Source organism: Tenacibaculum sediminilitoris (assembly GCF_964513795.1).
In the GTDB taxonomy this organism is placed as follows: domain Bacteria; phylum Bacteroidota; class Bacteroidia; order Flavobacteriales; family Flavobacteriaceae; genus Polaribacter; species Polaribacter sediminilitoris.
The window spans coordinates 1-11,702 of the sequence record NZ_CAZEQR010000051.1 but is presented as its reverse complement, the minus strand read 5'-3'; the positions used below and the strand labels follow the sequence as shown (position 1 = coordinate 11,702).

Sequence of the window (11,702 nt, the reverse complement as noted above, 5' to 3'; positions counted from 1 at the left end):
CTCCTTTTTTATTTCATTGCTTTTTCTAAAGTAAACGAAAACTCTGAGCCTTCTCCATATTTACTTTTTAAAAGAATGGTTTCATTATGCGCTTCAATAATATGTTTTACGATAGAAAGCCCTAGCCCCGACCCTCCTTGCTCGCGAGATCTACTTTGATCTACGCGATAAAAGCGCTCGAACAAACGTGAAAGATGTTCTTGTTTTATTCCTTCACCATTATCATTTATTTTAATAATAAGTTTATTCTGGTTATATGATTCTACGCTCACTGTGGTAATTCCTCCTACTCTACCATATTTAATAGAATTTACAATAAGATTAATCAATACTTGTTCAATCCTTTCTACATCTCCTTTTACTAAATGAGGAAAATCATATACACGATCAAAACGTAACGTGATGTTTCGTTTTTTTGCCTTCATTTCAAACAAGTCAAATACATTTTGAATGAGCTCAATGATGTTAAAAGTTTGAATGTTCATTTTCATACCTTCTGTTTCTAACTTAGCAATCATGTCTAAGTCTTTCACAATTGACGTTAATCGTTCTACACCTTTGTTAGCTCTTTCTAAATATTTTTCAAGAATTTCCTTGTCTTCAGCAGCTCCTTCAATAAGCGTTAAAATATATCCTTGTACTGTAAAAAGTGGTGTTTTAAGCTCATGAGCCACGTTTCCTAAGAAATCACGACGAAAAGAATCACGTTGCGTTAAATTCGCTATCTCTTCACTCTTCCCTTCAACATATTCTTGTACACTTTTTGTTAAAGCCTCCACATCTGTTGTCACTTTATTTCTTTTTAAATCATTCACATCTAAAATAGAAATGTCTTCATACATCTTTTTTACTCGTTGGTAAATAAAGTGCTCTGCTCTATATTGAATTACAAAAAAAGAGATAATAAACATTACAAAACCAAAAATCGCAATGGTTATTACTCCTAAGCTATTTAATAAAAATAAATACGATAATACTGCTATAACTATAGATAATAGTGTTGAGTATAAAGCCGACCAAAGTGCGTAGTTATATGTTTTTTTTATTTTTTTCATCTGTTTATTTTCTATTGTTTTTAAATATCAGATGTAATTCGCTAATAATTATCTTGGATAATATCAAGAGTTATTATAGCTCATTTCATGATAAAAAAATAGATTGCTAGCTAGCAATCTACTTATTAATTTTTGAGTTTAAAAATTATTTGTCTGTTTCGTCTAGCACAAACTTGTATCCAACTCCTTTTACTGTTTTAAAATAGTGATCTCCTATTTTTTCTCGAAGTTTACGTATATGTACATCTATAGTTCTACCTCCTACAACTACTTCATTTCCCCAAACGCTGTCTAAAATAACTTCTCTTTTAAATACTTTTCCAGGTTTTGAAGTTAGTAAAGAGAATAGTTCAAATTCCTTTCTTGGTAAAGATATTTTTTCTTCTCCTTTAAAAACTACATATTCATCTCTATTGATTACTATATCTCCAATTTTTGTGGTAGTATCTGCTTTTTCTTCTGTCTTTAAACGACGTAATAAAGACTTTACTTTACTTATTAGCACTTTAGGTTTTACAGGTTTGGTTATATAATCATCTGCTCCAGCATCAAACCCTGCCACTTGTGAATAATCTTCTCCTCTTGCCGTTAAAAAAGAAATTAATACATCTTCTAAAGACTTTACATTTCTTATTTTTTCACATGCTTCGATACCGTCCATTTCAGGCATCATAATATCTAATAAAATTAAGTGTGGTATCACTTTTTTTGCAGTCTTAACAGCTTCTAAACCATTATTAGCAGTAAATACCTGATATCCTTCTGATTTTAAATTGTAACCTACAATTTCTAAAATATCTGGTTCATCATCAACTAGTAAAATTTTAATATCGCTAGTATTCATAGTTCTTTTATATTGTGTTATCCAAAAGTAATCATAAAATAATAAAACCTTGATACACATACTTAACTTAACGTTCATTTAATATTTGCTAAACTTTTGCTTAAAAGGAGTACTACTTAAATACAGTTTTTAAGTTTATTTATAGTTTTTGTATATTTATACAAATTGATTTCTATGAAAATTATACCTTCTCTATCTCTAGGAGAGATTTCTTTTAAAGTTAAAGAAACTTTTAAAAGGTTTCCAATAACACTTATTTGGGCTATCGTTAGTACCATGTTTACTTTATTTGCAATAGAAAAAGATGTTTTTGACAGTGTTTTTTATGGTAAAATAATTTTAATTTTTTCATTAGGCTTTAGCTGGTTAATAGCCACACGTTTTTTCGTAGAACAATTTAAAAAAAACTATACATGGGTATTTCTTATAACGTTTAGTTTTTTAACCCTTTTTTATTTGAGTATTGGTGCTAATAATTCAGAAATTCATCAAAACTCTATTATTCGCTTCATCCTTTATTTTATAGCAGGTCATTTACTAGTAATGGTTACTCCTTTTATTTTTACATGGAATAAATCCGCTTATTTTAATTACTTAAAATTTGTTTTAATAGCAATAGTAAGAAGCCTCTTTTTTTCACTCATTTTATATTTAGGGTTTGTTTTAGCACTCTTAGCTATTAAACATTTATTTAATGTAGATTTTAAAGGAGAGCGTTTTCTACAAGTTTTTGTACTTTGTGTTGGTATTGTAAATACTTGGATTTACCTTTCTGGTTTTCCTAAAGATATTCATAACCAACTTACAATTAATTATACAAAAGCTTTAGAGGTATTGGTTAAGTATATCTTAATTCCATTAGTTATTTTATACCTTATCATTTTATATGCTTATAGTTTAAAAATAGTCATCAATTGGAACTTACCAAAAGGATGGGTTTCGTATTTAGTGATAGCACTTTCTTTCTTAGGGTTTATTATTCAAATACTTATTAATCCTATTCAAAAAACAACAGGTTCACGTATTATTAAAAAGTTTTATCCTTGGTTTTACTATTTTTTACTTCCTTTAATTGTATTACTTTTTGTTGCTATCTTTAGGAGAATTAATGAATATGGTGTTACCGAAAATCGTTATTTCGTATTCGTTTTTGCTTGCTGGATCTTAGCCATGTCCTTATACATGCTTTTAAGCAAACGAAAGAAGAATAAGGTCTTTCCTTTAAGTTTGGGAATTATTGCTATATTGATTTCTTTTGGGTTTTGGGGAACTTTTTCGGTGTCAACTAAAAGTCAAGTTAAGCAGTTTGAAAAAGTATACATTGACATTAAAAGTGATAATTTTATAACCTCTTTTGAAAAGAAAAATCAACTACGTTCTATAATTAGGTATTTAAACAACAAACATGAATTACATAAAATAGAAAATGTTTTAGGATTTAACCCCAAAACAACGTTTAAAACCGACAGTCATTGGCAACTTCAAAACAGGCTAATGGATAGTTTAGATATAAAAGTAACCAACAACTCTGACAATATAAACAAACTACTTTATGATGATAGTTATTACAGTATTGATGACCTAAACTTAACTATTAACACTGAAAACTACAATTTTTTAAAAAGGATAGTTCTCAACAATTATAATAAAGAAAACATTATTAAGGAATATCATTTTTATTTAAGTGAAAAAACGAATATTATTAGAGTTTCAAAAGGTAATATTGTAATTGGAGAAATTGACTGCTCTGAAATGATTAAAAAACTTAAAAATCTAGAAACAAATTACAATATATCTCCTAATTTAATGACAGTTAAACATAGCTTTAAAACAGTGAATGTAAAACTTATTTTTCAAAGCATAAACCTATCAAAAATAGATGATGATGCTGTTAAAGAATATTTATCTAATGCTAACATTTATGTTTTAATTAAAGAAAAAGATGCTGAATAAAATTAACTTACAAAACATCTTATTTTTAGATATTGAAACTGTTCCTGAAGTAAAATCGTTTACCGATTTATCTCCTGAAATGCAAGAGTTATATGCCTTGAAAACACAATATCAAAGAAAAGATGATTTCACTGCTGAAGAGTTTTATCATCGAGCTGGCATATGGGCTGAGTTTGGAAAAATAATCTGTATTTCTGTAGGCTATTTTGTAGAACGTGATGGTAAAAACCAACTACGTATTACCTCTTTTTATGGTGACGACGAAGCCAAATTGTTAACTGATTTTAAAAACTTGTTAAATACACATTTTAATCAAACCAAACATTTGTTGTGCGCCCATAACGGTAAAGAATTCGACTTTCCATACATAGCAAGACGAATGATTATCAATCGAATAGACTTACCTAACAAACTCAATTTATTTGGTAAAAAACCATGGGAAGTTCCGCATTTGGACACCTTAGATTTATGGAAGTTTGGCGATTACAAACATTATACTTCTTTAAAGTTACTCACTGCTATTTTAGGAATCCCATCTCCAAAACAAGATATTGATGGTAGTGAAGTTGCGAACGTATATTACCAAGAAAAAAACCTAACTCGTATTGTTGACTATTGTGAGCGTGATACGGTTGCTGTTGCACAACTTTTATTACGTTTTTTAAATAAGCCTTTAATTGATGAAGTTGACATTATAAGGGTGTAATATCACACCTATTCTCCTTCCAACTTCATCGAAAGCTCAAACCAACGCTCTTCCTTTTCTTCCAAACTATCAATAACCTGTTGTAACTCTAACGATTTTTCATTGATTTCTTCAGGTGAAACTTCGTTATTTGCAAACTGTGCTTCAATTACTCCTTTTTTCTTTTGAAGTTTTTCAATATCTTTTTCAAGCAATCCATATTCTCTGTTTTCGTTATAACTTAACTTTCCTTTTTGAGCTGTTTTTTCTTGTTTTTCAATTACTTTATTTTCTTCTTTAGGTTCTGATAGCTGTGAGCCCTCATACGCTCTGTAATCAGAGTAATTTCCAGGGAAGTTCTCTACCACTCCATTTCCTCTAAACACAAATAAACCATCTACAATTTTATCCATAAAATAACGGTCGTGCGATACCACCATTAGATTTCCAGGATAATCAAGTAAAAAACTTTCTAACACGTTTAAGGTTACTACGTCTAAATCGTTCGTGGGCTCATCTAGAATTAAGAAGTTGGGATTTTGAATTAAAACAGCACACAAGTACAAACGTTTTTGTTCTCCTCCACTTAATTTTTCAACAAAATCGTATTGTTTTTTTCTATCAAATAAAAAACGTTCTAATAACTGGGATGCAGAAATTCTTCTTCCTTTAGTTAACGGAATTTCTTCTCCAAATTCTTTAATAACTTCTATTACTTTCTGCCCTTCTTTTATTTGGATTCCTTTTTGGGTATAGTAGCCAAATTTTACTGTTTCACCAACAATTACTTTACCTCCATCAACAGGCAACTTACCTACTAGTATGTTTAAAAAAGATGATTTTCCTGTTCCATTTTTTCCGATGATTCCTATACGTTCACCTCGCTTAAAAACATAGTCAAACCCATCTAAAATAATTTTATCTCCAAAGTTCTTTTTTAGTTTATGAAGCTCTACAATTTTACTTCCTAAACGTTCCATATTTATTTCTAACTGAACTTCGTGTTCCTTTCTTCGTTGATGCGCTTTTTCTTTAATTTGAAAAAAATCATCAATACGCGATTTAGATTTGGTTGTACGTGCTTTTGGTTGGCGACGCATCCAATCTAATTCTTTTTTAAACAAACTTTTCGCTTTACTTAAATTAGTAGCTTCTAGAGCCATTCGTTCCTCTTTGTTTTGAAGGTAATACGAATAGTTTCCTTTGTACTTGTATAGTTTTCCGTTATCTAATTCAATAATCTCATTACATACTCGCTCTAGAAAGTAACGATCATGCGTAACCATAAACAAGGTAATTTTTTCTTTAGCGAAAAAAGCTTCTAACCACTCAATCATTTCCAAATCTAAATGGTTGGTTGGCTCATCGAGTATTAATAAATCAGGTTTATTAATTATAATAATAGCTAATGATAATCGTTTTTTTTGTCCTCCTGAAAGCTTTCCTACTTTTTGTGATAAATCATCAAGCTTTAATTTAAATAAGATTTGTTTGTATTGTGTTTCAAAATCCCATGCATTGTGCTGCTCCATCAGTTCAAATGCTTTTTGATACGATTCTGTATCATCAAGATTTTGTAAGGCTTTCTCATACTGCTGAATAATTGGAAGAATGGTATTTTCAGTAGAAAAAAAAGTTTCTTCAATAGTTAAATCAGGATTCAAATCATCCTCTTGTGCCAAATAAGCAATATTGATTCCTTTTCTACTAATAACTTGACCTTCATCTGGTGTGTCTTTTCCAGCAATAATATTTAAAATAGAGGTTTTACCACTACCGTTTTTAGCAACAAAGGCTATTTTTTGATCTTTGTTTATTCCGAAAGAAATATCTTCAAATAAGACCTTTTCGCCATACGATTTTGCTATGTTTTCTATTGATAGGTAATTCATTCTCTAAAATTTTATGCAAAGAAACAAAAAACCCGAGCAATTGCTCGGGTTTTGTTATAATTAAAAGAAATATGTTTATTTCTTCATTAATTTAATGGTTTGTGATTTTTTACCATCGTTAGCTTCTAACAAATAAATACCTGTTTTTAAACTAGAAACATTTACAGTACCATTAACTGTTTTACCTCTTATCACAACTTTACCAATTATATTTGTTATTTTATAACTTACATTTTCGTTGCTTCCAAATTTTACAGTAACATTATTTGTTGCTGGGTTTGGATATGTTATTAAGCTTGATTTTGCTTCTTTGTCTAATGGTCTAGCAAACTCACCACTTGTATTTGATAACGCTGAAGATGTTGAACTAACAATATTAACAGTATAATCTTCTACTTCACCATAAGAAAATGTTTGGCATGCAGTTGATGCTGAATCATAATTCATAGATACACGCATTCTTGTTTGACCTACCAATGCATTTGATGGAACCGAAATATTTGCTGATCTGTTTCCAGCTGTACTAGATGAACCTAAAGAAGTTTGTTCACTGCTTTCAAAAATTCCGTTGCGATTATAATCAATCCAAACCATGAAGTACTCAGTATATGAAGAAGTACCGAACCCTACACTTACAATAATTTGATTTGTTGTTCCTCGGGCAACTGTTGCTACTTTTGAAGTAAAATCTCCATAACCTCCATTTGCTCCTGTATTATTGGTCATACCTCCAAAAGCTACATAATCTATCCATTCATAAGAAGAATTATTCCCTTTTGAATCACAATATGATACTGAATTTGATAAGGTGGTTACATTTACTGTATTACTTGATGATGAAGCATTTCCTGCTGCATCTTTTGCTTTTACGGTAAAGGTATACGCTGTACTTGCTGCTAATCCTCTTACATTATATGAAGTTGTTGTTACAGTAGTTAATTTAGTGGCTCCTTTATATACATCATACCCTGTTACTCCTACATTATCTGTAGATGCTGACCAGTTTAAGGTTAATGTCGTTTGTGTTACATTAGATGCTGCTAAACTACTTGGCCTTGTTGGTGCTTGTGTATCTGCTTGTGAAGCTACTATTACTACTGTATAATCTTCTACTTCACCATAAGAGAATGATTCTTTACAAGCTGTTGGTGTTTTGTCATATTCCATAACAACTCTCATTCTTGTAGCACCTTCTAAAGCTGAATTTGGCACTGTAAATGATGTACCTACAGGACTATTTTTAGATTTTGCTTTGGTCCAAACAGTTTCTCCTGCATCAGAAAAATCTCCATCTTGGTTATAGTCAATCCAAACTCCATAACCTTCGTCATATTTTGTTCCTGTCCAAGTAGGTGTAATGGTAATTGTATTTGATTTTCCTTTTTGTAAGTCTGTTGAAATTCCTGTATGATTAGAGTACCCATTTCCTCCTCCTGAAGGATTATTAATACTTCCTAATTGAACTCTTGAAATATATTCATCTGTAACATTATTTCCTTTAGAATTACAGTAAGTAATTGTTGCCGAAGTAGTAGTTGCGTTGACAGGATTACTTGCTACGGAAACATTTCCTGCTGCATCTTTTGCTTTTACGGTAAAAGTATACGCTGTACTTGCTGTTAATCCTGTTACATTATATGAAGTTGTTGTTGAGCTTCCTATTTTAGTTGCTCCTTTATATACATCATATCCAATTACTCCAATATTACTCGTTGATGCGGTCCATTTTAAGGTTAATGTTGTTTGAGCAATATTAGAAGCTGTTAAACTACTAGGTGCTGAAGGAGGTTGTATCGCTAAAGTAGTTGCGTTGACAGGATTACTTGCTACAGAAACATTTCCTACTGCATCTTTTGCTTTTACGGTAAAAGTATACGCTGTACTTGCTGTTAATCCTGTTACATTATATGAAGTTGTTGTTGAGCTTCCTATTTTAGTTGCTCCTTTATATACATCATATCCAATTACTCCAATATTACTCGTTGATGCGGTCCATTTTAAGGTTAATGTTGTTTGAGCAACATTAGAAGCTGTTAAACTACTAGGTGCTGAAGGAGCTTGTGTATCTTCTAAAACTCCAACTGAATTCAAATTCTCTTCTGACCACATATATTTTCGGGTAGGTGAATTATTTAAAACATATAACATTCTATCTACCTGACCTTTTGTAAACATTGCATAACAATCATACGAATACCCCATAAAATTCTGGATATTCACTTTTCCACCACAATCTGTTGCTCCTTCATTGCAACTACTTACAGAGTAACTTGATTTTGATTGTGGAGGGGTATCATCTATACCATCACCTGTACCAGTACACGAGTTTCCATTAAAAGTATGAGGTAAAGATAACCAATGTCCAAATTCATGGGTAAATAAAGTATCTCTATTACCCTCAGTTTGCAAATAACCTGCTCGTATTGTTGCTCTTTCTAAATTATTATTTGCTAAGTTTTCTGAAGGATAATATGCATACCCACCAAAATTATCATAAACGTTCTTAGTTAAAATAACATTCATGTACTTATAATTATCCCAATTATTTTCACTTAGTATTTGGTTAACTTCTGGCTCATTTTTTCCTAACTGAAGGTTTACTTCTGGATGAAAAACAACTCCTTCCGTTGCTACACCATTAGGGTCTTTTTGAGCTAAAACAAAACGAATATTCATTTTTGATTTAATTGGATTAAAGTATGGATCAACTGAACTATAATAATTTGACAAACCTTGAAAATTCAAATTTACATTTAATAGTGTCCTTTTAATATCGTCAATTATAGTAGCTTTCCTATTATCATAACCGTATACATGAAAAACTACAGGAATAACATATGTATTTCCATTCTTCTCCTGTAATTTACTAAACATTTCTGTTTTTTTTATCTTATTGTAAATCTCTATTTCTTTTTCAAACTTTGGGTCGATGTACATTGATTTTGAATCAGTTCCACATCCTTCTTGTGAGTAACTTTTCGTAAGGAATACAAAACAACAAACAATAAAGTATATTATTCTTGTATTTTGGGGGCTTAATGAATTCATTTTTAATAAAATTTAATTAGTTATTTTTAAAATTATCTTTGACAAGTAATTAATTACTTGTGCTTTTAGTTGATTTAGTAATCAATGATTTTTTACCATCATTAGCTTCTAATAAATAAATGCCTGTTTTTAAACTAGAAGTATTTATAGTACTATTAACTGTTGTACCTGCATACCATCTATCTACTGTAATAGAAGTGACTGATAGATTTCCTGGTACATTTTGTTTTCTTGTCCATTGAGAGTTAGCATTACCAATCTCAATGTTTTTCCATAAACTTCCACTTACTCCACCAGTATATATGGTATTATTTGTTGCAGCATTTTGATTAAAATACCTATTAAGGGGTAGTTCTATTTGCTTTCTTTCTTTTTTACTCCATTTTAACGATTCTTTTAAAGGGGTTTCTTTTAAAAAAGTAGTGTGTACTTTCCGTTGTTCTGCTAACTCCTCAGCAGCACTCTGCTTCTTAAGGTAGTCTGAGCCAATAATTGAGACTGCTGCGATAGGCAGGTCTCTAATTAAGATTTTAAACTTTTTGTTCATTTTGAATTAATTTAATTAAATAATTTATTGTTGATTTCATAGCTCTTTTGTAAATAAATATTTCTTAATCATTTTGCTATCTCTTTTTAATCTAATTTTTTATAAAAAAGGTTTCGATAATTTAAAGGTTCTATTAAATCTAGCTCAAGTAAAAAACTGAGTAAACTAACCCAGTTTTTGCTTTTATATTTTAAAAGATTTATTTTTTAAATACTTTAGTTGTAAGTAATTTTTGTACGTCGTTAACTTCTAAAATATACATGCCTGTATGTAGACCTGAAATATTTAAGTTAGAAGAATTAAAACGTCCTTCTTTTACTACTTTACCAAATTTGAAGTAAAATCTCCCGTTTACCACTGTATTATTAATACCTCCAAAAGCTACATAATCTATCCACTGATATGTAACATTGTTCTATTTGGAATAACAACATAATACTAAATAAAAACGTGGTTATATTTACTTTATTGCCTGATAATAAAGTTTTTACTACTTCTTCTTTGGCCTTTACTAAAAAGAATTAGTAACAGGTGCCTATAGTAAAAAAATCATGGAGCGCTATTTAAGTAATAACATGAATAGTGAAAACGTAGTAAAAGCTCTAAAATAACAGTAAAATACAATTATACATATTCTGATAGAGGGTTACAGTACTGTTTTAAAACCTATTAATCAGAATTGAATAAACACAATATGAAACACAATATCACAACTGGTTATGATTGTTATTAAAATGATTTGGTTGAACGAATTAATGAAATTTAAAACAGGAATTATTAGCTTATATACTAAAGGAATGAGTAATTCTAATATAGAAGAACAAGCTCGAGAAGTTTATATTTTTAATGTTTCTACATCAACCATATCACGTATCACAAACAGAGTTACTAATGATATTGTTACTTTGATGGACGGTATTATTTCAAAGTTTGAGAGAATTCTAAAGTTATAAACAAAACTATCTATATAGCTGTAGGCTTACGTAGGGATGATAAAAAAGGGTGTAAACTTTAAAAAAGTTTACACCCTTTTTGGGATAGTGTCATACCATAAGACCACACTTGAGTCTTAATATGAAACCACCTAATTTTGTATGCAACAAAAAACCAGTGAACTTTAATTCACTGGTTTAATATTTTTTAAAAATCCGTCAGCTTATTTTAAAACGACTTATTTTTAAAAGGTATTATTTTTTAAATACTTTAGTTGTTAATAGCTTTTGGCCATCATTAACTTCTAAAATATATATACCTGTATTTAGTTTTGAAACATCTATACTTGAAGTGTCTAAACGACCTGACTTCATTACTCTACCAATAGTGTTTACAACTTTATAGGTCATATTATCTGCTTTTGATGCAAACTTAACTTGTATAAAATCTAATGCTGGATTAGGGTATGCCATTAAATCAATAACATTCTCATCTCTTAACGGGTTTGTTTCAACATTAGCAAATGTAGTATTGAAACTAGAAGAACTTGCTCCTGTTATATTAACCGTATAATCTTCAACTTCTCCGTAAGAAAAAGCTTCACATGCTGTTTGAGATCCATTCCATTTCATCGATACTCTCATTCTTGTTAATCCTAATCTTGCACTTGACGGTACACTTACATTGTACGATAAATTACCTGCGCTTGTTGAGTTTCCTGAAGCTACTTTTTCACTTGACTCAA

General features: G+C 30.1%; 9 protein-coding genes and 1 pseudogene. 3 read left to right on the top strand and 7 right to left on the bottom strand.

The window, feature by feature from the left end:
• Positions 1 to 8 precede the first annotated feature (8 nt).
• Entirely contained in the window at positions 9 to 1,055 is a 1,047-nt protein-coding gene (locus ACKTSW_RS13700) for a sensor histidine kinase (protein WP_408025813.1), read from the bottom strand.
• Positions 1,056 to 1,200: 145 nt separating this feature from the next.
• Positions 1,201 to 1,899 carry a response regulator transcription factor gene (locus tag ACKTSW_RS13695; protein WP_408025926.1) on the bottom strand — a complete coding sequence of 233 codons (699 nt, stop codon included), beginning with the start codon at positions 1,897 to 1,899 and terminating at the stop codon, positions 1,201 to 1,203.
• A gap of 174 nt (positions 1,900 to 2,073) precedes the next feature.
• Between ACKTSW_RS13695 and ACKTSW_RS13690 the strand changes: the two genes are divergently transcribed.
• Positions 2,074 to 3,852: a DUF4153 domain-containing protein gene (locus tag ACKTSW_RS13690; protein WP_408025812.1), complete on the top strand. Its 1,779-nt coding sequence runs from the start codon at positions 2,074 to 2,076 to the stop codon at positions 3,850 to 3,852.
• The gene (locus ACKTSW_RS13685) at positions 3,842 to 4,558 is read left to right on the top strand and encodes a 3'-5' exonuclease (RefSeq protein ID WP_408025811.1); all 717 of its coding nucleotides are present in this window, start codon (positions 3,842 to 3,844) and stop codon (positions 4,556 to 4,558) included. The genes ACKTSW_RS13690 and ACKTSW_RS13685 overlap by 11 nt, the downstream gene beginning before the upstream one ends.
• 8 nt (positions 4,559 to 4,566) lie before the next feature.
• Here ACKTSW_RS13685 and ACKTSW_RS13680 read toward each other — a convergent pair whose 3' ends face one another.
• The 4 genes from ACKTSW_RS13680 to ACKTSW_RS13665 all read right to left on the bottom strand — a co-directional run bounded on the left by ACKTSW_RS13680 (position 4,567) and on the right by ACKTSW_RS13665 (position 10,382).
• On the bottom strand, positions 4,567 to 6,429 hold the full coding sequence (locus tag ACKTSW_RS13680; RefSeq protein ID WP_408025810.1) for an ABC-F family ATP-binding cassette domain-containing protein: 1,863 nt from the start codon (positions 6,427 to 6,429) through the stop codon (positions 4,567 to 4,569).
• A 75-nt stretch (positions 6,430 to 6,504) separates the two neighbouring features.
• Positions 6,505 to 9,477: a GEVED domain-containing protein gene (locus ACKTSW_RS13675; protein WP_408025809.1), complete on the bottom strand. Its 2,973-nt coding sequence runs from the start codon at positions 9,475 to 9,477 to the stop codon at positions 6,505 to 6,507.
• Positions 9,478 to 9,526: 49 nt separating this feature from the next.
• Complete coding sequence (locus ACKTSW_RS13670; RefSeq protein WP_408025808.1) at positions 9,527 to 10,024, bottom strand: hypothetical protein; 498 nt, start codon at positions 10,022 to 10,024, stop codon at positions 9,527 to 9,529.
• 199 nt (positions 10,025 to 10,223) lie between these two features.
• Positions 10,224 to 10,382 (bottom strand): T9SS type A sorting domain-containing protein, encoded by a 159-nt coding sequence (locus tag ACKTSW_RS13665; RefSeq protein WP_408025807.1) that lies wholly within the window; start codon positions 10,380 to 10,382, stop codon positions 10,224 to 10,226.
• A gap of 415 nt (positions 10,383 to 10,797) precedes the next feature.
• On the opposite strand from ACKTSW_RS13665, the pseudogene ACKTSW_RS13660 reads away from it, so the two are divergent.
• Positions 10,798 to 11,024, top strand: a pseudogene (locus tag ACKTSW_RS13660) (transposase); the annotation flags it as partial.
• A gap of 187 nt (positions 11,025 to 11,211) precedes the next feature.
• Here ACKTSW_RS13660 and ACKTSW_RS13655 read toward each other — a convergent pair.
• Positions 11,212 to 11,702: GEVED domain-containing protein (locus tag ACKTSW_RS13655; RefSeq protein WP_408025806.1), on the bottom strand; the 491-nt coding region annotated here is incomplete at its 5' end.

What these genes read in the sequence shown, in the direction of transcription:
- ACKTSW_RS13680 (WP_408025810.1), bottom strand. Translation starts at nt 6,429, where the DNA reads ATGAATTACCTATCAATAGAAAACATAGCAAAATCGTATGGCGAAAAG.
- ACKTSW_RS13700 (WP_408025813.1), bottom strand. Translation starts at nt 1,055, where the DNA reads ATGAAAAAAATAAAAAAAACATATAACTACGCACTTTGGTCGGCTTTA.
- ACKTSW_RS13695 (WP_408025926.1), bottom strand. Translation starts at nt 1,899, where the DNA reads ATGAATACTAGCGATATTAAAATTTTACTAGTTGATGATGAACCAGAT.
- ACKTSW_RS13670 (WP_408025808.1), bottom strand. Translation starts at nt 10,024, where the DNA reads ATGAACAAAAAGTTTAAAATCTTAATTAGAGACCTGCCTATCGCAGCA.
- ACKTSW_RS13685 (WP_408025811.1), top strand. Translation starts at nt 3,842, where the DNA reads ATGCTGAATAAAATTAACTTACAAAACATCTTATTTTTAGATATTGAA.
- ACKTSW_RS13675 (WP_408025809.1), bottom strand. Translation starts at nt 9,477, where the DNA reads ATGAATTCATTAAGCCCCCAAAATACAAGAATAATATACTTTATTGTT.
- ACKTSW_RS13690 (WP_408025812.1), top strand. Translation starts at nt 2,074, where the DNA reads ATGAAAATTATACCTTCTCTATCTCTAGGAGAGATTTCTTTTAAAGTT.